Source organism: Pseudogemmobacter sp. W21_MBD1_M6, assembly GCF_052119585.1.
Classification (GTDB): domain Bacteria; phylum Pseudomonadota; class Alphaproteobacteria; order Rhodobacterales; family Rhodobacteraceae; genus JBGQOJ01.
In genome coordinates this window covers 137,090-155,757 of sequence record NZ_JBGQOJ010000001.1, presented here as the reverse complement: position 1 = coordinate 155,757, position 18,668 = coordinate 137,090, and the positions used below count along the sequence as shown (strand labels likewise).

Sequence of the window (18,668 nt, the reverse complement as noted above, 5' to 3'; positions counted from 1 at the left end):
ACATGGCTGCTAAGGACGTAAAATTCGGCACCGATGCGCGCAATCGCATGCTCAAAGGTGTCAACATTCTTGCGGATGCTGTCAAAGTAACGCTCGGCCCCAAAGGCCGGAACGTTGTTCTGGACAAATCCTTTGGCGCACCGCGCATCACCAAAGACGGTGTATCGGTTGCCAAGGAAATCGAACTGGAAGACAAGTTCGAGAACATGGGCGCGCAGATGGTCAAGGAAGTTGCTTCCCGGACCAACGACGAAGCCGGTGACGGCACGACCACTGCGACCGTTCTGGCGCAGGCGATCGTAAAAGAGGGCATGAAGTCGGTTGCGGCTGGCATGAACCCGATGGACCTGAAGCGCGGCATCGACCTGGCAACCGCCACGGTTGTCGCAGCGATCAAGGCCGCAGCTCGTCCCGTCAGCGACAGTGCAGAAGTTGCACAGGTCGGAACGATCTCTGCCAACGGTGAAACCGCGATTGGCCAGCAGATTGCAGACGCGATGCAAAAAGTCGGCAACGAGGGTGTGATCACCGTCGAAGAGAACAAAGGCCTCGAGACCGAGACCGATGTCGTCGAAGGCATGCAGTTCGACCGTGGCTACCTGAGCCCGTATTTCGTGACCAACCCCGAGAAAATGATCGCCGACCTCGACGACGCGATCATCCTGTTGCACGAGAAAAAGCTCTCGTCGCTGCAGCCAATGGTTCCGCTGCTCGAGTCCGTGATCCAGTCGGGCAAGCCCCTGCTGATCATCTCGGAAGATGTCGAAGGCGAAGCACTGGCGACTTTGGTTGTCAACAAGCTGCGCGGCGGGCTGAAAATTGCGGCCGTCAAGGCACCTGGCTTCGGCGATCGTCGCAAAGCCATGCTGCAGGACATCGCAATCCTGACCGGCGGTCAGGTGATTTCCGAAGATCTGGGTATGAAGCTTGAAAATGTCACGATCGACATGCTGGGCACCGCCAAGAAGGTCACCATCACCAAAGACACCACCACCATCATCGATGGTGGCGGCGAGAAAGCCGAGATCGAGGCACGCGTGTCCCAGATTCGTGGCCAGATCGAAGAGACCACATCCGACTACGACCGTGAAAAGCTGCAAGAGCGCGTTGCCAAACTGGCCGGCGGTGTTGCTGTTATCCGCGTTGGCGGCATGACCGAAATCGAAGTCAAAGAGCGCAAAGACCGCGTTGACGATGCCCTGAACGCGACCCGTGCGGCCGTGCAGGAAGGTATCGTTGTGGGCGGTGGCGTTGCTCTGATCCAAGCGGGCAAGAAGCTGTCCGGCCTGAAAGGCGCAAACTCCGATCAAGACGCCGGTATCGCGATTGTCCGCAAGGCACTCGAGGCACCCCTGCGTCAGATCGCGGAAAACGCAGGCGTTGACGGTTCCGTCGTTGCCGGCAAGATCCGCGAAAGCGACGACCTGAAGTTCGGCTTCAACGCGCAGACCGAAGAATATGGCGACATGTTCAAGTTCGGCGTGATTGACCCTGCCAAGGTTGTGCGTACGGCTCTGGAAGATGCAGCCTCCATCGCGGGTCTGCTGATCACCACCGAAGCCATGGTTGCCGACAAGCCGTCGAAAGACGGCGGTGCAGGCGGCGGCATGCCTGACATGGGCGGCATGGGCGGCATGATGTAATCAGACCTTCGGGTTTGACGGTAAAGGGCATCCCTCGGGGTGCCCTTTCTTTTTTACCCAGGCGGAGGCGCGTGCCGCGCCAATTCTTTTCTTGGTGCGCTTCGCGCGAGAGTATTTTTTCCGAGAAGACCCGCAAGCTTTCTTTGTTCTGTAAATATCCCCGCGCGGAGCGCAAATTGCACGAAGTGCCAGAAGAAATGGCGCCGAAGGTGCCTCTATTTACCTGTGGTTTTGTGGTGGTACCCCAAGGGCGATGTGATTGCCCTATTGCATATGCCGGTTTTTACGCTTTGGTTGCGGCATGCGCCTGATCCTCCTCACCTCGCTTACAATGATCGCTTTTGCGGCAAATTCGGTGTTGAACAGGCTTGCGCTGGCTGATGGCGCGATGGGGCCCGCAAGCTTTGCCCTGATCCGGCTGACTTCGGGTGCCTTGGTGCTGGTCGCGCTTTGTGCCTTTGTTCAGGGGCGGTTCAGTGCCAGGGGGCGGCACAGGATGGCCGGGACCGCGTCTTTGGCTTTGTATATTCTTGGGTTTTCCTTTGCCTATGTCAGTCTTGACGCCGGTGTCGGCGCGTTGATCCTGTTCGGCGGCGTTCAGGTGACCATGTTCGGTGGCGCGGTGATGGCCGGAGAGCGACTGCCCCGGTCGCGCTGGCTGGGGGCCGCGCTGGCGTTTTCGGGGTTGGTGTACTTGATGTGGCCAGCCGGCGCCCTGCGTCCCAACGGGGCGGGCGCGCTTTTGATGGTATTTGCGGCCTTTGGGTGGGGGGTGTATTCGCTATTGGGGCGGGCTGTCGGGAACCCTTTGCAATCGACTGCGGCGAATTTTCTTTTGGCGGTTCCGATCGCGTTGATCGTCTGGATCGCCTTGCCGGACGCCGTGACCGCGCGCGGTGCATGGTTGGCGATGGTGTCTGGCGTTGTCACTTCGGGGTTGGGGTATGCGCTGTGGTATACGGTTCTGCCTCGTCTCGGGGCGTCGCGAGCGGCGATTGCGCAGCTGACGGTGCCGGTCATAGCGCTAGCCGGGGGGATTGCCGTGCTGGGCGAAGGGCTGACCCTACGGTTCGGGGTCGCTTGCCTTTTGGTGATGGGCGGCGTCGTGATCGGATTGGCGCCTCAGCGCACGATAACTTCCAGCGGGTCGTAGGTGATTGCATGCGGGTCGCCCCATGCGGCTGCGGGCAGGCTGTCGGGCTTGAACCGGATCGAGGCAAGGTCGTCGCGGCTGAAAAACCGTCGGCGCGTCACGATGCCTTCGGGGTCGCGCCATAGGTCGGACAGGTGCCCGCTTGTGATCGTGCAGCGGAAATAGACATCGACCTGATGAAAGCCGGTGCGCGGGTCGTGGAATTCATTCACAAGCGCGGGCAGCCCGATCTGGATGCTCAGCCCGGTTTCCTCGTGGATTTCGCGGTGCAGGTTGTCGGGCAGAGAGGCCCCCGCGTCCACGCCGCCGCCCGGTGCGCACCACAGATCGCTTTTGCTGCCGGCAAAGGCGTTCACCAGCAAAAGACGGTCCTGATGCAGGATCAGGGCGCGGACGGCAATTCTGGGAGAGCGGGGTTTCATCGGGCAACTTTGGCCCTTGCGGCACGGTTGCGCAAGTGGTGCTCGCATCTGGCGACCGAGAAGACTATGTTCCGGATCATGCGTTTGATGTTCGCCCTCGTTTTTTGCCTATTCCCGATGACCGCGCGGGCGGATTGCGTCGTTCTGTTGCATGGGCTGGCGCGCGGGGTGAATTCCATGCTGATGATGGAGGAGGCGCTGCAGGCGTCCGGCTATCAGACGGTCAATGACGGCTACCCTTCGACCGATGCCGATATCGCGACGCTGGTCGCCTTGGCCTTGCCGTCGGCGGTGGCAAAGTGCGGCGACGCCACCACCCATTTTGTAACCCATTCGTTGGGGGGCATTCTGCTTCGGGTCTGGCTGGAGGATCATCGTCCAACCCATATGGGGCGCGTGGTGATGATGGGGCCGCCCAATCACGGGTCGGAATTGGTGGATGCCTTTGGCGATCTTGGCCCGTTCCAATGGCTGAATGGGCCGGCGGGCTTACAGTTGGGCACAGGGCCGCAAAGCGTGCCGAACCGCCTGCCACGGGCCAAGGTCGAATTGGGTGTGATCGCGGGCGACCGGACGCTGAACCCGTTTTATTCGGCGATGATTGGCGGGCCGGATGATGGCAAGGTGTCGGTCACATCGACCCGTGTGGCGGGCATGAATGACCATATCGTGCTGCCGGTCACCCATACGTTCATGATGAACAGCCCTTTGGTGATCGCCGAGGTGATCACCTTTCTGCGTCAGGGCCGGTTCGACCATGATATGACATTGGGGCAGGCGATTGCCGCCACCCTGCCGACCCTTGGGTTGGATTAACCGGCTGGCCCCAGGATGCGGTTGATGTGGCCCATTTTGCGCCCCGGTTTGGCGTTGGCCTTGCCGTAAAGGTGGATCGCGACCGCGCCGTCTTTGGCAAATTCGGGGATGCGGTCTATGTCGTCCCCGATCAGGTTCAGCATCTCGACGTCCAGTTGCCGCTGGCCATCGCCAAGCGGCCAGCCCGCGACGGCGCGGATGTGCTGTTCGAACTGGTCGATGGTGCAACCGTTCTGCGTCCAGTGGCCCGAATTATGGACGCGGGGCGCGATTTCGTTGACGATCAGGGCTGTGGGTGTCACGAACAATTCCACCCCCATGACGCCGACATAGTCCAGCGCGTTCAGGATCCTGGCGGTGATCAGCACCGCATCCATGGCCTGCGCGTTCGGCAGTTTCGCGGGAACGGTGGTGGTGTGAAGGATGCCGTTTTGATGCACGTTCTGCCCCGGATCGTAGCAGGACACCTGCCCGCCGACCCCGCGCGCGCCGATGACAGAGACCTCTTGGGTGAAATCGACAAACCCTTCGAGGATGGCAGGGGCACCGGCCAGATCGGCAAAGGCGCGTTCGGCGTCGTCGGGCGACATGATCCGCGCCTGTCCCTTGCCGTCATAACCGAAGCGGCGGGTTTTCAGGATGGCGGGCGTGCCGATTTCGGTGATCGCGGCATGCAGGTCGTCCAGCGTGTCGACCTGCGCAAAGGGCGCGGTGGACAGGCCGAGCGATTGCAGGAATTCCTTTTCGGTGATGCGGTCCTGACTGATGCCAAGGGTGCGGCGATTGGGGCGGATCGGTTTCAGCCCCTCGAGCGTATCCAGCGCCGAGGTCGGGATATTCTCGAATTCATAGGTGATGACGTCGACCGACTGCGCAAAGGCGGTCAGGGCGGCGATATCGTCATAACCGGCGGTGGTCACACGGTCGGCCACATGGCCGGCGGGCGGGTTGGCGCCTGGCTCGAAGATATGGGTTCTGAAGCCGAGGCGCGAGGCCGCGACAGAGAGCATGCGGCCAAGCTGCCCGCCGCCAAGAATGCCGATGGTCGCACCGGTCGCAAGGATGTCAGTCATCTGTGGGTTCGTCCGGAATAGAGGCGGAAAGGGCGGCGCGCCAGTCATCAAGGCGTTTGGCAAGGGCGGGGTCTTGAAGCGCGAGGATCGCTACGGCCATCAGGCCCGCATTGGCCGCACCGGTCGCGCCGATGGCCATTGTGGCCACGGGATACCCCTTTGGCATTTGCAGGATGGAATAAAGGCTGTCGACGCCGGACAGCGCCTTGGTCTGGACCGGCACACCGATCACGGGAACGCGGGTCTTGGACGCCATCATTCCGGGAAGATGCGCGGCACCGCCCGCGCCCGCGATGATCACCCGAAGCCCACGCGACACGGCGGTCTTGCCGTAGTCCCACAGGCGGTCGGGGGTGCGGTGCGCCGAGACGATTTTTGTCTCGTATGCCACGCCGAGCGCATCCAGAATCTCTGCTGCTTCTTTCATGGTGGGCCAGTCGGATTGACTGCCCATGATGATGCCTACTTGTACCGTCACGCGATGTGCCCTTCGTCAATTGAGCGGGCACTATAACCGCTTCATCCGCCTACGCAATAATGTCGGGGGTCAAGCGATCCTCGAGCTGGGCGATGCGGTCTTTCAGGCCCAGTTTCTGCTTCTTCAGGCGGCGCAGCGTCAGCTGGTCGCTGCGGCCGCTTTCCTCGAGCGCATGAATGGCGGCATCCATGTCGCGGTGTTCGCGGCGGACCATCTCCAGCTTTACGCGGAGGATCTCGTCAGAGTTCATTTCGTTGGCAGCGTTCATGATGCGAGTCGTCCGTTTGAGACCTTTGACGCTACCCCTTTTTCGGGCTTTGGCAAAGGCCCAGACGTGCGGCGCACCCTTGCAGGCGGCAAAGTCTATCCCCATATTTCCAATACGGTCGCCTGACGGGGCCGTTTTGCACAGTCGCTTGGCGTAAGGACGTGTCTATGACGAAACTGACATTGGGTTCACATCCCTTTCTCTTGGGGTTTGAACAGTTGGAACGGCTTGTCGAGAGGACAGCCAAATCCGGTAACGACGGGTACCCGCCCTTCAATATCGAGCAGACGAGTGATCTGAGCTATCGCATCACGCTGGCCGTGGCCGGGTTCCGGGACGAGGATCTGTCGATCACCGTCGAGGACAGGCAACTGGTTGTCCGCGGGTGCCGAAGCGAAGAGACCGACACGCGAATCTATCTGCACCGCGGCATCGCGGCGCGGCAGTTCCAGCGGTCTTTTGTTCTGGCTGATGGCGTGGAGGTGGGCGAAGCGATCATGGAAAACGGTCTTTTGCATATCGATTTACGGCGCATGTTGCCCGAAACCATTGTGCAGACGATCAAGATCAAACGTAGTTGAAGGGGAACCAGATATGGATACCAAATTCGATTTCGGGCCGCAAAAGGACGATCGTATTGTCTATATCCGCGCGGTGGATCGCGCAGAATTGCCGGTCGAGTTACAAAAGCAGATCGAGGGCGATACGCCGCTTTATGCGGTGCACCGTCCTGATGGAGAGCGGCTTGCACTGGTGCAGGGGCGTCGGTTGGCGTTTGCGCTGGCGCGCGAGCATGATTTCGCACCGGTGACAGTGCACTAGGTCTGATCTAAAGGACGCGGCGCTGCGCGCGCGATTGTTCTTGTCTCGGGCCCTGCGGGCCCTCGGGAGTGTGCGCTTTGCGCGGGGATATTTTTACCAAAAAGAGATTAGAGTGAAAGACGCCCCGATCAGAGGACCGGGGCGCTTTGCGGTTTTGATCAGCCTTTGATCAGGCCCATGGATTCGAGTTTCAAAAGTACCTGATGGGCGCAGTTGTCGACATCGTGGTTTTCGGTTTCGATGCGCAACTCGGGGTTTTCGGGCACGTTGTAGGGGTCGGAAATGCCGGTGAATTCCTTGATCTTGCCCTCGCGCGCAAGCTTGTAAAGGCCCTTGCGGTCGCGGCGTTCGCATTCCTCGAGCGAGGTTGCGACGTGGATTTCAAGGAAGGCACCGAACTGTTCGACATCTTCGCGCACGGCACGGCGGGTTGTGGCGTAGGGCGCGATGGGTGCGCAGATCGCGATGCCGCCGTTTTTGGTGATTTCCGAGGCGACATAGCCGATGCGGCGGATGTTCAGGTCGCGATGTTCCTTGCTGAATCCCAATTCGGACGACAGGTTCTTGCGCACCAGATCGCCGTCAAGCAGCGTGACCGGACGGCCGCCCATTTCCATCAGTTTCACCATCAGCGCGTTGGCGATGGTTGATTTTCCCGAACCCGAGAAGCCGGTGAAAAACACGGTGAAGCCCTGCTTGGACCGTGCGGGACGGGTGCGGCGCAGCTCGGTGACGACCTGCGGGAAGCTGAACCATTCGGGAATTTCCAGACCTTCGGCCAGACGGCGACGCAGTTCCGTGCCCGAAATGTCCAGAACGGTTGCGCCTTCCGGCACTTCGTCTGCGGGGAAATATTGCGCCTTTTCCTGAACATAGACCATGTGTTTGAAATCAACCATTTCCAGGCCGATTTCGGTTTCGTATGTCTTGAACAGGTCTTGCGCGTCGTAGGGACCGTAGAAATCCTGACCTGCGCTGTTTTTGCCGGGGCCTGCGTGGTCGCGGCCGACGATGAAATGGGTGCAGCCGTGGTTCTTGCGGATCAGGCCATGCCACACGGCCTCGCGCGGGCCGGCCATGCGCATGGCAAGGTTCAGCAGCGACATCGTGGTGGTGGACGACGGGTATTGGTCCAGCACCGCCTCGTAGCAGCGGACGCGGGTGAAATGGTCGACGTCGCCCGGCTTGGTCATGCCGACAACGGGGTGGATCAGCAGGTTGGCCTGCGCCTCGCGGGCGGCCCGGAATGTCAGTTCCTGATGTGCGCGGTGCAGCGGGTTGCGGGTCTGGAAGGCGACGACCTTGCGCCAGCCGACCTTGCGGAAGTAGGCGCGCAGTTCGTTGGGGGTATCGCGGCGGGCCTTGAAATCATAGTGCACGGGCTGCTGGATGCCGGTGACAGGGCCGCCCAGATAGACAGCGCCCGCCTGATTGTGCAGGTAGTTCACGGCGGGGTGGGCGGAATCATCGGCACCAAAGACCATCTCGGCCTCGCGCGCTTTGTTCGGGATGTATTTGTCGGTGACTGACATCATCGCCAGAATGACGCCTTCCTGATCGCGCAGCGCGATGTCCTGGCCAACCTCGACCTTGGCGGCGAAATCCTCGGAGACGTCGAGCGTGATCGGCATCGGCCAGAGCGAACCGTCTGCCAGACGCATGTTTTCCACGACGCCGGTATAATCCTTTTCCGTCAGGAAACCCTTGAGCGGGTTGAAACCGCCGTTCATCAACAGCTCCAGATCGCAAATCTGGCGCGGGGTCAGATCATGCGAGGTCAGTTGCGCTGCTTCGACCTTCAGTTTCTGGGCGGATTCGTAAGAGACATATAGCTCCGGGATCGGGGAAAGATTGGCAATAGACATGATTACTCTCGTTTTTACGCTGCTATAAATGCACGGCCAGACCGCGCCCTCGGGCGTCGGATAGACCCGTAATATGGCCAAATTCAAGCAAACCCGCGTCTGATTTTGAATTTGAGGCGAAAAAGTTGCCTTTTGGGCCGCTTTTGGAACCTTATTCCTCTTGCTCTGCCAAAAAGCGTTCAGCGTCCAGCGCGGCCATGCAGCCCATTCCGGCGCTTGTGACGGCCTGACGGTAGATGTGGTCTGTCAGATCACCCGCAGCAAAGACGCCGGGAATCGATGTGTTGCAGGTGCCGGGTGTGACTTTGACGTAGCCACCGTGGTGCAGGTCCAGTTGATCCTTGACCAGTTCGGACGAGGGCGCGTGGCCGATGGCGACGAAAAAGCCGTCGCAGGGAACCAGCGTGATCTCGCCGGTTTCGACGTGGCGCGCACGAACGCCGGTGACGCCCAGCGGGGCCTCGGTGCCGACAACCTCCTCGACGGAGTGGTGCCACATCAGGTCTACCTTGGGGTTTTTGAACAGGCGGTCCTGAAGGATCTTTTCGGCGCGCAACGTGTCGCGGCGGTGGATCAGGGTGACCTTGGAGGCAAAGTTGGTCAGGAACAGCGCCTCTTCGACGGCCGTGTTACCGCCGCCGATCACCACGACCTCTTTGCCGCGATAGAAGAACCCGTCGCATGTGGCGCAGGCCGAGACGCCGAAGCCCTTGAATTTCTCTTCGGTCGGGATGCCCAGCCATTTCGCCTGTGCGCCGGTCGCAAGGATCAGCGCGTCACAGGTGTAGACCGTGCCGCTGTCCGATTGCGCGGTGAAGGGGCGTTTGGACAGATCCACCGACGAGATATAGTCCGCGATCACCTCTGCGCCCATGGCCTTTGCGTGGGCTTCCATCCGAACCATCAGATCGGGGCCCTGCACCTCTGTGTCGCCGGGCCAGTTCTCGACCTCGGTGGTGATGGTCAGCTGCCCGCCGGGTTGCAGGCCCTGCACCAGAATGGGGTTCAGCATGGCGCGGCTGGCGTAGATGGCGGCGGTGTAGCCTGCCGGGCCGGAGCCTATGATCAGAACTTTGGTGTGACGCGCGTCGGCCATGGCTGGGTCCCTTTGGAAAAATCGATTGCGACGAATGATATAGACGCGCAAGAGGCGGACGAAAACCCCGCCCGGCGGAATGGCCGCAGTTCAATCGGGTTTCGGGCGGGTGCGATAATTTTATTGCGTGATCGTGAAACATAATTGCGCATTTTCGGGGCTGCGCCTATTATCCGCAAAAATCGAGCAGAGAGAACAGATGTCAGCAGCAAAACTAGACCCGATCGACCGCAAGATCCTTGCCGAGTTGCAGGCGGACGGGCGGATGACGAATGTCGAGCTGGCCAAGCGCGTCGGCATTTCTGCACCGCCCTGCCTACGCCGCGTGCGGACGCTGGAGGAGGCGGGATATATCCGCGGGTATCACGCCGATGTGGACGCCCGCGAGTTGGGTTTTGAAGTGCAGGTTTTCGCCATGGTCGGGCTGCAAAGCCAGGCTGAGGTGGACCTGTCCGCATTTGAGGAAAAATGCCGGAACTGGCCATTGGTGCGCGAGTGCCACATGCTGAACGGCGAAGTCGATTTCGTGTTGAAATGCGTGGCCCCCGATTTGTCCACATTCCAGAGCTTTCTGACCGAACAGCTGACATCGGCCCCCAATGTGGCCAGTGTGAAAACCTCGTTGGTGATCCGGTGCGCCAAGGATGATCCGGGCGTTCCGTTCGAGGTGCTGGAAGCGCGGCTGTCGCGGTCGTCTTAGGCCGCGCCACGGCTTTCCTGATTTTCGATCGAAAAGCGCGGATAGGCCAGCGGGCCGAAACCGTCCGTGCAGGTCAGATGCGGATAGAGCGACATCAGAAGATTGCGCATCTCGAAGGCCAGCGCGCGAATCGCGGGGTGGCCGGGATGGCTGCTTTCGACGTCGACGCCATTGGCGCGGATGATCTGGTGGCGCGCGAAGGCCAGATGATACAGCCTGACCGGCGTCACCGGGGTCACACTGATGACCATTTCGCCATCCTCGAATTCCCGCCCCAGGGCCAGCCCGCTGTCCGTTCCGCTTTGCGCGCGGCAAGATGCGTGGCGGTGCAGGACGCGGGCATAGGGGCCCAGAACCAGATCGGGCATCGGGCGGCCAAGGCCAAGGCTGTCTGTCGTCAGGCGGGTCAGGCGGCCCATCTCGGGGGCTTGGCCCTGTGCGTCTGGGATCAGCAGCATCGACCCGATCCAGAGCAGGGTCTGCGCCCCGTTGTCCAATGTCTGGATCTGCATGCCGGGCAGCAGGTCCTCGACGGCAACAGGGCCTGACCCCGTCGCGATCAGTGTGCCACGCGCCAAGGCCGCAAAACCGGATTCGAACACCGGAAGGGCAGGGGCGATTTGCGATGCTTGCTGCACGCAGCCGTTTCCGTCGAGAAACGCAATGTCATATTTCCGGGTTCTGGGGGCGGCACGTCGGGGGGCAAGCTCTGCGCTTGTTGTCCAGCCGGTCGAGGGAACGCGACGTGTCAGCTGCGCCGAAACGGGCGCCTGTGGCGGGGAATACACCATGCATCTGGTCCTTTGTGTCTGGCCGCACCCGCGCCGGTCCCCACCGATCCCTGCAAGTGCAGTATTTCAATATCGGACACGATCGCAGAACAGCGGCGTGATTGTCAAAATCCAGACGGGTTTCGTGTGCATGGATCGCCCAATCGCGTCAGGATTGCGACGACTGTTTCCGGTCAGAGGCTTTGTTCGCCACATTCAGGACGCATACCCCCCGAATCAGATCGGCCGCAGCACCGGGGGAATGCTGCGACCGATTTGGTCCGTTTAGGACCCCGACGGAGGGAGAGACGTCAGGCCCGAACGGTCTTGGTTGTGGATTTGCTTGATGCTTCGGCGGCGCGTTTCGCCTTGAATGCCTCGCGGCGTGCACCGCGGGCCCATGGCATCGCAGGCTGACCCTTTGCGGCTTCTTCAAGGATTGATTTCATCCACCGTTTTTGCGTTTGCATCAGACTGCTCCGTGTTGTTGTTTCGTGCCCGTCATTGGGTATGACGCTAATTTCGCTGATCATTCTGGCATCCTCGTGACCGCGGGGCAAAAAGTTCGGGGCGCCGGGAAAAAACATTGCGACATCGGGCGCGTCCGGTTCGAATTGCGCTGAACCCCTTTATTTAAAGGTGCTTTTGCACGGTTTCTTGCAACAGTCGGGGGTGCCGTGGGCGCATTGTTTCGCGGTATGTGTCGGAAATGGGGCGCGCTGCGGTCAAATCTTCGCCACGATTGATCCGATATGGGGGATTGGATTGGGTAAATGCCAGCCCGTCGTTTCGCGCTCGAATCGCGGCAGGGTCGTCGTCAGAGACGGATCGCGGACAGAAGGCGGCCATAGTCGGCCTGATTTAGGTGAAAGCAGCGGCGGTAGGAATAGAAGCGCTCTGCGTCGGAATAGGTGCAATGCCGGATCCATCCCGCATCGCCCACTCTGGCCTCGCGCAGGCGGAACAGGCCGAAGGCGGGCAGGTCAAAGTGCACCTTCCCGTTTTTGCCAGACGAAAAGAACCGCGAATAGGCGGGATCCTCGTCGATGAAGCGTTCGAGAAATTCCTGGCCGACCTCGTAGGATTTCTGGCTGATGGTGGGGCCGATCGCCGCGTGGATGTCCTCGCGCCGTGCCCCAAGGGCCTCCATCGCGTCGATTGTCGCCTCTATCACTCCGTAAAGCGCGCCTTTCCAGCCCGCGTGTGCCGCCCCGATCACACCGGCTTTCGCGTCGGAAAACAGGACCGGCTGGCAATCGGCGGTCAGGATCGCAAGCGCCAGACCGGGCGTCGCGGTCACCATACCGTCGGCGCGGGGGGCCGCACCGCCAAGGGGGCCATCGACGGTGACAACATTGGCAGAGTGGATCTGCTGAACCGTCACCATATGCGGCAGGTCCACGCCGAGCGCCTGCGCGGCGCGTTCGCGGTTGATGTTGACGATGTCGGTCTGGTCCGTCGATCCGTGCCCGCAGTTGAGGCCCGAAAACACACCCGACGATGCCCCGCCCTTTCGCGTGAAGAAACCGTGTTGCACGGGGCCAAGCAGATCGGAGGTCAGAACTTCGAGCGTCATGTGTCAAATCCGGCGGGCGGGGGCGTGCCCGGTGGGTATATGCCGATTGCCTGAAACAATGTGCCCATCTCGTCAGGGTGCGTTAACCGGCGATGAGCTGCAATATGACCGGACAGGGCCGCCCCGTCCAGATGCCGCGCAAGCGATTGCGCACGGCCGGTGATCCCCAGCCGCTCCAGAACCACGCCTTGCGCCGTCATTGCCGTCGAAACAGCCGGTTGTGCGTATTTTGCAAGCACTGCAAAATCGACATGGGCGGTCAGGTCGGCCTGTCCGGGGTGGGCCAGGGGGGCGTCGGGGGCGTGGGATTTCAGCGCCTGAAGCGTATCGCCCAGCGAATTCCAGCCGCCGTAATCCACGATCAGCGCCGCGCCGCCGTGGGCCGCGATGCGGATACCGATCTGTTCCATGATGGCGGGTGCGGCGGGGCAGACTTCGACCAGATCGCCGTTTGCGGTGTCGGCCAGCCGGTGCATCAGGGCCGCGACCGGCGCCGGAGCGGCAAGGCCGAAGGTCAGCGCGCCGTCTTTCACCCCGACCTGCCGTTCGCGCCACGCGGGACCGGTGCGGATAAACTGGCGGATCGGCAGGGCGTCGAAGAACTCGTTCGCCACAAGGAAAAGCGGCGCGTCGGGCAGGGTGGCTGCGGTGTAGTGCCAAGTGACGGGGGCACCCCGCAACGCGTCGCGCTGGCGGGCACGCAGCACCGGCGAAGCCTCTACCAGATGCACCTTTGCCGCGTCATGGAAGCCTTTGATGGATGTTGTCGCCCGCAGGACATCGGCCATCAGGGTGCCGCGCCCCGGCCCGAGTTCTGCCAATGTGACGGACGCCGGCGCACCCTGATCCAGCCAGCTTTGCGCCAGACACAGGCCCAGCATCTCTCCGAACATCTGGCTGATTTCGGGGGCGGTGGTGAAATCGCCCTGTGTGCCGAAGGGATCGCGGGTGGTGTAATAGCCGTGGTCGGGGTGCAGCAGGCAGTCGGTCATGTAGTCGGCGACGCTGATCGGCCCGGTCGCGGTGATCCGCCGGATCAGAAGATCGGCAAGGGCAGTCATGCGGGAGGGCGCCCCGATGCGCGGGCGCGCCAGACCAGAATGCCGCCAAGCAGGATCATCGGCAAGGACAGCACTTGGCCCATGGTCAGGCCCGCACTGCCCCATTGCACGACATGGCCCCATGGGTTGCCCGCCGCGATGAATTGCGCATCGGCCTGACGGAAGAATTCAACGATGAAGCGCGACAGGCCATAGCCACCAAAGAACAGGCCGGTCAGGGCTGACGGGGTTTTCAGCCAGTCCATGCGCCACGCAAGGAACAGCAGAACGCCGCCAAGGATCAGCCCCTCCATCCCCGCCTCGTACAGTTGCGAGGGGTGGCGGGCGCAGACGCCGACCCAATCGGGCGGGCAATCCTGCGCCCGGTCGCCCGGAAAGACCACGGCCCATGGCGCATGCGATGGCCGCCCCCAGAGTTCGGCGTTGATAAAGTTGGCTATGCGGCCCAGCAGCAGGCCGGGGGCGACGCTGACCGCCATCATGTCTGCCACGCTCCATGTGGGAAGGCTGTATTTCCGGCAATAGATCAGACCTGCGCCGATCACCCCCAGAAGCCCGCCGTGGAACGACATCCCGCCCTCCCAGATCACGGGGATTTCTGCGGGGTTGGCAAGGTAATAGGCGGGTTGGTAAAACACCACATAACCCAGCCGCCCGCCCAGAACGACGCCCAGAATGACCCATGTCAGCAGATCCTCGACCTGTTCGGCGGTCATGGGCGCGGAACCGGTCCACAGGCGCGGGGCGCGGACCATAGCAACCACCATCCGCCAGGCAATCAGTAGCCCCGCGATATAGGCCAGCGCATACCAGCGCAGGGAAAAGGAAAAGCCGCCCAGCGGGATGGTGAAAATCTCGGGCGAGATATCGGGGAAGGGGATGACAAAATGCATGCCGCCTTTGGGCCACCACCCTGCGTCGAAGTCAACCTTGAGATTTCGGCGGATCGGGCCCATATAGGGGTCAAACGCAATGCCGGAGGCCGCGATGCAAAGCCGCAATAAAGTATTCGATGACATTTCCAAGCTGATGACCAACGCGATGGGCGTGGCCCAGGGGGCCAAGGATGAGGCCGAGAACGCGATGAAAAGCTGGGTTGACCGCTGGCTTGCTGACCGGGATTTCGTCACGCGCGAAGAATTCGACGCGGTGCGCGCGATGGCGCAGAAGGCCCGCGAAGAAAACGAAGCGCTGAGGGCGCGTCTGGATGCGCTTGAGGCGTCCGACAAAAAAGCCTGAGCCTTATCAGACTGCGATATTCCGCAAAGAACGCGCCCTATGTGGCGCGTTCTTTCATTCTATGTGCGGCCAATGTGCTGCTGCCTGATTGCCGCTGGTGCGGCCTATGCGGCAGAAACCACTGGATAACTCTGCTTTTGCGGTGATTTCCTGTGCACAACTTTAAAAACCCCCTTTACAGAAACGCGCTTTAGGCACACCATATCTAGTAAGAGCCAGAATGGTTTTACATGGTTCTTGTAGATGCACCCAGCTATGGTGGACACTTTCCCATCTGACGCTGCACAAAGAACGAGGCAGGCATGGCCCTTTCAGAGCAGTATCTCGAGACCGAAGATCTTCACCCTATCGACATCGTCGAACATATCGCCGAGCACCACGAGTGGGACTTTGACCGTGTGGCCGATGACCAGATCGCCATGGCTGTCGAAGGTCAGTGGCGCACTTATTCGATCACGCTGGCATGGTCCGGCTACGACGAGACCTTGCGCCTGATTTGCACCTTCGAAATGGAACCGCCAGAGGATAAGTTGCCCAAGCTTTACGAGGCGCTGAACGCGGTCAATGACCAGCTTTGGGCAGGGGCGTTCACCTATTGGGGCGCACATAAGTTGATGGTCTATCGCTATGGTCTGGTTCTTGCCGGGGGGCAGATTGCCGGACCAGAGCAGATCGACACGATGATCAACGCCGCCGTCAGTGCCGCCGAGCGCTACTACCCCGCGTTCCAATTGGTGAACTGGGGCGATCAATCGGTTGCGGATGCGATGCAGGTCGCCATTGCAGAGGCCTACGGGCGCGCATAGTCTGTCCCCGATTTAAATCGGGGGATATGACATGGACATGAACGACGTACGCGACCGCGGCCTGGTGCTTTTGGGGTGTGGAAAGATGGGGTCGGCCATGCTTCAGGGGTGGTTGGCCGGCGGGTTGCCTGCCGCGTCTGTCTGGGTTCTTGACCCTTACCCAAGCGACTGGTTGCGTGCGCAGGGCGTGCACCTGAATGTCGACCTGCCCGAAAGCCCCGCGATTGTGTTGATTGCTGTCAAACCCCAGATGATGGCCGAGGCCCTGCCAACGCTGGCCGCGATGGGCAACAGCAACACGCTGTTCCTGTCGGTGGCTGCCGGCACATCCATCGCTTATTACGAAGACGTGCTGGGTGCAAAGACGCCGATTATCCGCGCCATGCCGAACACCCCTGCCGCCATATCGCGCGGGATCACGGCGATCATCGGCAACAACAACACAACCGAAACACAGATGGAACTGGCCGAGGCCCTGTTGCGGGCGGTGGGGCAGGTGGTGCGGCTGGAAAACGAGGGCCAGATCGACGCGGTCACCGGCGTGTCGGGGTCCGGCCCCGCCTATGTGTTCCATATGATCGAAACGATGGCGGCCGCTGGCGTGGCGCAAGGCCTGCCAGAGGCGCTGGCGATGCAGCTGGCCAAGGCAACCGTTGCGGGCGCAGGCGCGCTTGCCGAAGCATCGGACGAGGACCCGGGCACACTGCGGGTCAATGTCACCAGCCCGAACGGCACGACGCAAGCGGCGCTGGAGGTGCTGATGGACCCCGAGAACGGATTTCCTGCGCTGCTGAACCGCGCGGTCAAAGCGGCGGCAGACCGCAGCCGGGAGCTGGGGAAATGACGATAGGCTACAACGACTTCGAGGCGGTCGACGTCCGTGTTGGCCGGATTGTGCAGGCAGAGCCCTTTCCCGAGGCACGCAAGCCCGCGATCAAACTGCGTGTCGATTTCGGCGGCGAGATCGGTGAAAAAAAAAGCTCTGCCCAGATCACCGAACATTACCGGCCCGAAGACCTGATCGGGAAACAGGTGCTTGCCGTGGTCAATTTCCCGCCCCGCCAGATCGGCAAATTCATGTCCGAGGTTCTGGTGCTGGGCATTCCCGATGAAACCGGAGAGGTCGTGCTTCTGACCCCCGACAAAGATGTGCCGATTGGCGGAAGGATGTTTTGATGCCCAGTGTTCTTATTACGCGCAAATTGCCCGATGCGGTGCTGGATGCAGCACGCGCTGCGTTCGACATCACGGTCCGGGACGATACCGCACCGATGACATCCGCAGAGGTGACCGCCGCCCTCACGGAATATGATGCCGTGCTTCCAACTCTGGGCGATCCCTTTACGGCGCAAGCATTCGAGGCGGTGAACGCCCCGCAGTGCAAGCTGTTGGCGAATTTCGGCGTGGGTCATAACCACATCGATGTCGCGGCCGCTGCGGCAAAGGGCATTGTGGTATCCAACACACCGGGGGCTGTGACCGACGCGACGGCGGACACCGCGATGACGCTGATCCTGATGGCGGCGCGGCGCGCTGGCGAAGGGGAGCGGATGGTGCGCGCCGGGGTGTGGGACGGGTGGCATCCGACCCAGATGCTGGGCCTGCATGTGACGGGGAAAACCGTCGGCATCATCGGAATGGGGCGCATCGGCAAGGCAATCGCCAAGCGCTGCCACTTCGGCTTTGACATGGATGTGGTGTTCTACAACCGCTCGGCAGTTGCCGATGCAGGGGCGCCGGCCCGGCAGCTGGCGACATTGCGCGACGTAATGGCTGCCGCCGATATTGTGGTTGTCGCTGTGCCGGGGGGCGCCGCAACGCGCCACATCATCGACGCGGACGCCCTTGCCGCGATGAAGCCGACAGCTTTTCTGGTGAACATCGCGCGCGGCGACGTTGTGGACGAGGCTGCTTTGATCTCAGCCTTGCAGGCGGGGCAAATCGCCGGTGCGGGGCTGGATGTCTACGAGAAGGAACCGATTGTCCCTGATGCGCTGCGCGCCCTGGAAAATGTGGTTCTGCTGCCTCATCTGGGCACGGCAGCACTCGAGGTGCGGGTGTCGATGGGGTTGATGGCGGTAGACAATCTGAAGGCATTCTTTAACGGGCAACCTTTGCCGAATGCCGTTTGAGGGCGGATCTTTCCCGTTCTTCTCGGTCCAAATACTCTCGCGCGAAGCGCAAAAAACTTTCTGAAAAGTTTCGCCTGCGGCGCGGATATTTGAAGAACAAAGAAGGCCGAAGGGCTGCCTAACGGTCGCCGACGGCCTCTCTCCAGTGGGGGCGGCACAGCGACACATAACGGTCGTTGCCGCCGATTTCGACCTGTGCGCCGTCCTTCAGGACGGTGCCATTTACCGCCTTTCGGACTACCATCGTGGCCTTTTTGCCGCAGTGGCATATCGTGCGCACCTCTCTCAACTCGTCCGATAGCGCCAGAAGTGCGGCTGAACCGGGAAATAATTCTCCCATGAAATCAACGCGAAGGCCGTAGCACATCACCGGCACCTTGAGGTCGTCGACGGCGCGGGCGAGTTGCCAGACTTGGGTTTTTTCCAGAAACTGCGCCTCGTCGATGAACACGCAGGCGCAGGGGCCAAGGGCCAGCCGCGCTGCGATTATTGCGAACAGGTCTTCACCGGATGCGAAGGTGTCTGCCGCGTCGCCGATTCCGATGCGCGAGGCGATTTTTCCCTGTCCCGCGCGGCCGTCGAATTGCGCGGTGATCAGATAGGTGTTCATTCCGCGTTCGCGGTAGTTATGCGACGCCTGTAGCAGGATCGTCGATTTTCCCGCGTTCATCGTCGAGTAGTGGAAATACAATTTTGCCATGCTGCTTGCTAGCCGCGCCGCAATGCGGGATCAAGTGGCTGTTCGGAA

23 protein-coding genes are annotated in these 18,668 nt (G+C 61.2%); 11 read left to right on the top strand and 12 right to left on the bottom strand.

Annotated features, from left to right (window positions below):
* The first annotated feature begins 2 nt into the window (after positions 1-2).
* Both groL and ACEN2R_RS00595 read left to right on the top strand, forming a co-directional pair.
* Entirely contained in the window at positions 3-1,643 is a 1,641-nt protein-coding gene (gene groL, locus ACEN2R_RS00600; protein WP_442038153.1) for a chaperonin GroEL, read from the top strand.
* A gap of 301 nt (positions 1,644-1,944) precedes the next feature.
* Positions 1,945-2,796: a DMT family transporter gene (locus ACEN2R_RS00595; protein WP_442038151.1), complete on the top strand. Its 852-nt coding sequence runs from the start codon at positions 1,945-1,947 to the stop codon at positions 2,794-2,796.
* Here ACEN2R_RS00595 and ACEN2R_RS00590 read toward each other — a convergent pair.
* The gene (locus tag ACEN2R_RS00590) at positions 2,766-3,218 is read right to left on the bottom strand and encodes an NUDIX domain-containing protein (protein ID WP_442038149.1); all 453 of its coding nucleotides are present in this window, start codon (positions 3,216-3,218) and stop codon (positions 2,766-2,768) included. The two genes, ACEN2R_RS00595 and ACEN2R_RS00590, sit on opposite strands and share 31 nt — an antisense overlap.
* A 78-nt stretch (positions 3,219-3,296) precedes the next feature.
* Here ACEN2R_RS00590 and ACEN2R_RS00585 point away from each other — a divergent pair, with 78 nt between their 5' ends.
* A complete protein-coding gene (locus ACEN2R_RS00585) occupies positions 3,297-4,034 on the top strand; it encodes an esterase/lipase family protein (RefSeq protein WP_442039451.1) in 738 nt (245 codons plus the stop codon).
* Here the strand turns inward: ACEN2R_RS00585 and ACEN2R_RS00580 are convergent.
* From ACEN2R_RS00580 to ACEN2R_RS00570, 3 genes are read right to left on the bottom strand one after another with little or no spacing between them, the layout of a single operon-like run.
* Positions 4,031-5,107 (bottom strand): 5-(carboxyamino)imidazole ribonucleotide synthase, encoded by a 1,077-nt coding sequence (locus tag ACEN2R_RS00580; protein ID WP_442038147.1) that lies wholly within the window; start codon positions 5,105-5,107, stop codon positions 4,031-4,033. The genes ACEN2R_RS00585 and ACEN2R_RS00580 overlap by 4 nt on opposite strands.
* Positions 5,100-5,585 (bottom strand): 5-(carboxyamino)imidazole ribonucleotide mutase, encoded by a 486-nt coding sequence (gene purE / locus ACEN2R_RS00575; protein ID WP_442038145.1) that lies wholly within the window; start codon positions 5,583-5,585, stop codon positions 5,100-5,102. The genes ACEN2R_RS00580 and purE overlap by 8 nt, the downstream gene beginning before the upstream one ends.
* A gap of 49 nt (positions 5,586-5,634) precedes the next feature.
* The gene (locus ACEN2R_RS00570; RefSeq protein WP_442038143.1) at positions 5,635-5,853 is read right to left on the bottom strand and encodes a YdcH family protein; all 219 of its coding nucleotides are present in this window, start codon (positions 5,851-5,853) and stop codon (positions 5,635-5,637) included.
* A gap of 167 nt (positions 5,854-6,020) precedes the next feature.
* Between ACEN2R_RS00570 and ACEN2R_RS00565 the strand changes: the two genes are divergently transcribed.
* Together ACEN2R_RS00565 and ACEN2R_RS00560 are read left to right on the top strand one after the other, a co-directional pair.
* A complete protein-coding gene (locus tag ACEN2R_RS00565; RefSeq protein WP_442038142.1) occupies positions 6,021-6,434 on the top strand; it encodes an Hsp20 family protein in 414 nt (137 codons plus the stop codon).
* A gap of 13 nt (positions 6,435-6,447) precedes the next feature.
* A complete protein-coding gene (locus ACEN2R_RS00560) occupies positions 6,448-6,675 on the top strand; it encodes a DUF1150 family protein (protein ID WP_442038140.1) in 228 nt (75 codons plus the stop codon).
* Between the two features lie 158 nt (positions 6,676-6,833).
* Here ACEN2R_RS00560 and ACEN2R_RS00555 read toward each other — a convergent pair whose 3' ends face one another.
* Both ACEN2R_RS00555 and trxB read right to left on the bottom strand, forming a co-directional pair.
* Positions 6,834-8,540, bottom strand: coding sequence for a bifunctional sulfate adenylyltransferase/adenylylsulfate kinase (locus tag ACEN2R_RS00555; RefSeq protein ID WP_442038138.1), 1,707 nt, complete (start codon positions 8,538-8,540; stop codon positions 6,834-6,836).
* Positions 8,541-8,691: 151 nt separating this feature from the next.
* On the bottom strand, positions 8,692-9,636 hold the full coding sequence (gene trxB / locus ACEN2R_RS00550; protein WP_442038136.1) for a thioredoxin-disulfide reductase: 945 nt from the start codon (positions 9,634-9,636) through the stop codon (positions 8,692-8,694).
* A gap of 199 nt (positions 9,637-9,835) precedes the next feature.
* Between trxB and ACEN2R_RS00545 the strand changes: the two genes are divergently transcribed.
* Positions 9,836-10,336 (top strand): Lrp/AsnC family transcriptional regulator, encoded by a 501-nt coding sequence (locus ACEN2R_RS00545; protein ID WP_442038134.1) that lies wholly within the window; start codon positions 9,836-9,838, stop codon positions 10,334-10,336.
* Here the strand turns inward: ACEN2R_RS00545 and ACEN2R_RS00540 are convergent.
* The 5 genes from ACEN2R_RS00540 to lgt form a co-directional block, all read right to left on the bottom strand.
* Positions 10,333-11,127, bottom strand: coding sequence for a Hint domain-containing protein (locus tag ACEN2R_RS00540; protein WP_442038132.1), 795 nt, complete (start codon positions 11,125-11,127; stop codon positions 10,333-10,335). The genes ACEN2R_RS00545 and ACEN2R_RS00540 overlap by 4 nt on opposite strands.
* 290 nt (positions 11,128-11,417) lie before the next feature.
* Positions 11,418-11,576 (bottom strand): hypothetical protein, encoded by a 159-nt coding sequence (locus ACEN2R_RS00535; protein WP_442038130.1) that lies wholly within the window; start codon positions 11,574-11,576, stop codon positions 11,418-11,420.
* A gap of 347 nt (positions 11,577-11,923) precedes the next feature.
* On the bottom strand, positions 11,924-12,682 hold the full coding sequence (gene pgeF, locus ACEN2R_RS00530) for a peptidoglycan editing factor PgeF (RefSeq protein WP_442038128.1): 759 nt from the start codon (positions 12,680-12,682) through the stop codon (positions 11,924-11,926).
* The gene (locus ACEN2R_RS00525) at positions 12,679-13,743 is read right to left on the bottom strand and encodes a class I SAM-dependent methyltransferase (RefSeq protein WP_442038126.1); all 1,065 of its coding nucleotides are present in this window, start codon (positions 13,741-13,743) and stop codon (positions 12,679-12,681) included. Before ACEN2R_RS00525 ends, pgeF begins: the two co-directional genes overlap by 4 nt.
* Positions 13,740-14,636, bottom strand: a complete 897-nt coding sequence (gene lgt, locus ACEN2R_RS00520; RefSeq protein ID WP_442038124.1) for a prolipoprotein diacylglyceryl transferase — start codon at positions 14,634-14,636, stop codon at positions 13,740-13,742. Before lgt ends, ACEN2R_RS00525 begins: the two co-directional genes overlap by 4 nt.
* Before the next feature lie 94 nt (positions 14,637-14,730).
* Here lgt and ACEN2R_RS00515 point away from each other — a divergent pair, with 94 nt between their 5' ends.
* From ACEN2R_RS00515 to ACEN2R_RS00495, 5 genes are all read left to right on the top strand, one after another.
* Positions 14,731-14,982, top strand: a complete 252-nt coding sequence (locus tag ACEN2R_RS00515; protein ID WP_442038122.1) for an accessory factor UbiK family protein — start codon at positions 14,731-14,733, stop codon at positions 14,980-14,982.
* 302 nt (positions 14,983-15,284) lie between these two features.
* A complete protein-coding gene (locus tag ACEN2R_RS00510; protein WP_442038120.1) occupies positions 15,285-15,788 on the top strand; it encodes a YbjN domain-containing protein in 504 nt (167 codons plus the stop codon).
* Positions 15,789-15,819: 31 nt separating this feature from the next.
* Positions 15,820-16,632 carry a pyrroline-5-carboxylate reductase gene (gene proC / locus ACEN2R_RS00505; RefSeq protein ID WP_442038118.1) on the top strand — a complete coding sequence of 271 codons (813 nt, stop codon included), beginning with the start codon at positions 15,820-15,822 and terminating at the stop codon, positions 16,630-16,632.
* Entirely contained in the window at positions 16,629-16,964 is a 336-nt protein-coding gene (locus ACEN2R_RS00500; protein WP_442038116.1) for a tRNA-binding protein, read from the top strand. Before proC ends, ACEN2R_RS00500 begins: the two co-directional genes overlap by 4 nt.
* Complete coding sequence (locus ACEN2R_RS00495; RefSeq protein WP_442038114.1) at positions 16,964-17,920, top strand: 2-hydroxyacid dehydrogenase; 957 nt, start codon at positions 16,964-16,966, stop codon at positions 17,918-17,920. Before ACEN2R_RS00500 ends, ACEN2R_RS00495 begins: the two co-directional genes overlap by 1 nt.
* 118 nt (positions 17,921-18,038) lie before the next feature.
* Here the strand turns inward: ACEN2R_RS00495 and ACEN2R_RS00490 are convergent, their stop codons facing one another.
* On the bottom strand, positions 18,039-18,620 hold the full coding sequence (locus ACEN2R_RS00490; protein WP_442038112.1) for a thymidine kinase: 582 nt from the start codon (positions 18,618-18,620) through the stop codon (positions 18,039-18,041).
* Positions 18,621-18,668 lie beyond the last annotated feature (48 nt).

What these genes read in the sequence shown, in the direction of transcription:
- groL (WP_442038153.1), top strand. Translation starts at nt 3, where the DNA reads ATGGCTGCTAAGGACGTAAAATTCGGCACCGATGCGCGCAATCGCATG.
- ACEN2R_RS00595 (WP_442038151.1), top strand. Translation starts at nt 1,945, where the DNA reads ATGCGCCTGATCCTCCTCACCTCGCTTACAATGATCGCTTTTGCGGCA.
- ACEN2R_RS00590 (WP_442038149.1), bottom strand. Translation starts at nt 3,218, where the DNA reads ATGAAACCCCGCTCTCCCAGAATTGCCGTCCGCGCCCTGATCCTGCAT.
- ACEN2R_RS00585 (WP_442039451.1), top strand. Translation starts at nt 3,297, where the DNA reads ATGCGTTTGATGTTCGCCCTCGTTTTTTGCCTATTCCCGATGACCGCG.
- ACEN2R_RS00580 (WP_442038147.1), bottom strand. Translation starts at nt 5,107, where the DNA reads ATGACTGACATCCTTGCGACCGGTGCGACCATCGGCATTCTTGGCGGC.
- ACEN2R_RS00570 (WP_442038143.1), bottom strand. Translation starts at nt 5,853, where the DNA reads ATGAACGCTGCCAACGAAATGAACTCTGACGAGATCCTCCGCGTAAAG.
- ACEN2R_RS00565 (WP_442038142.1), top strand. Translation starts at nt 6,021, where the DNA reads ATGACGAAACTGACATTGGGTTCACATCCCTTTCTCTTGGGGTTTGAA.
- ACEN2R_RS00560 (WP_442038140.1), top strand. Translation starts at nt 6,448, where the DNA reads ATGGATACCAAATTCGATTTCGGGCCGCAAAAGGACGATCGTATTGTC.
- ACEN2R_RS00555 (WP_442038138.1), bottom strand. Translation starts at nt 8,540, where the DNA reads ATGTCTATTGCCAATCTTTCCCCGATCCCGGAGCTATATGTCTCTTAC.
- trxB (WP_442038136.1), bottom strand. Translation starts at nt 9,636, where the DNA reads ATGGCCGACGCGCGTCACACCAAAGTTCTGATCATAGGCTCCGGCCCG.
- ACEN2R_RS00545 (WP_442038134.1), top strand. Translation starts at nt 9,836, where the DNA reads ATGTCAGCAGCAAAACTAGACCCGATCGACCGCAAGATCCTTGCCGAG.
- ACEN2R_RS00540 (WP_442038132.1), bottom strand. Translation starts at nt 11,127, where the DNA reads ATGGTGTATTCCCCGCCACAGGCGCCCGTTTCGGCGCAGCTGACACGT.
- ACEN2R_RS00535 (WP_442038130.1), bottom strand. Translation starts at nt 11,576, where the DNA reads ATGCAAACGCAAAAACGGTGGATGAAATCAATCCTTGAAGAAGCCGCA.
- pgeF (WP_442038128.1), bottom strand. Translation starts at nt 12,682, where the DNA reads ATGACGCTCGAAGTTCTGACCTCCGATCTGCTTGGCCCCGTGCAACAC.
- ACEN2R_RS00525 (WP_442038126.1), bottom strand. Translation starts at nt 13,743, where the DNA reads ATGACTGCCCTTGCCGATCTTCTGATCCGGCGGATCACCGCGACCGGG.
- lgt (WP_442038124.1), bottom strand. Translation starts at nt 14,636, where the DNA reads ATGCATTTTGTCATCCCCTTCCCCGATATCTCGCCCGAGATTTTCACC.
- ACEN2R_RS00515 (WP_442038122.1), top strand. Translation starts at nt 14,731, where the DNA reads ATGCAAAGCCGCAATAAAGTATTCGATGACATTTCCAAGCTGATGACC.
- ACEN2R_RS00510 (WP_442038120.1), top strand. Translation starts at nt 15,285, where the DNA reads ATGGCCCTTTCAGAGCAGTATCTCGAGACCGAAGATCTTCACCCTATC.
- proC (WP_442038118.1), top strand. Translation starts at nt 15,820, where the DNA reads ATGGACATGAACGACGTACGCGACCGCGGCCTGGTGCTTTTGGGGTGT.
- ACEN2R_RS00500 (WP_442038116.1), top strand. Translation starts at nt 16,629, where the DNA reads ATGACGATAGGCTACAACGACTTCGAGGCGGTCGACGTCCGTGTTGGC.
- ACEN2R_RS00495 (WP_442038114.1), top strand. Translation starts at nt 16,964, where the DNA reads ATGCCCAGTGTTCTTATTACGCGCAAATTGCCCGATGCGGTGCTGGAT.
- ACEN2R_RS00490 (WP_442038112.1), bottom strand. Translation starts at nt 18,620, where the DNA reads ATGGCAAAATTGTATTTCCACTACTCGACGATGAACGCGGGAAAATCG.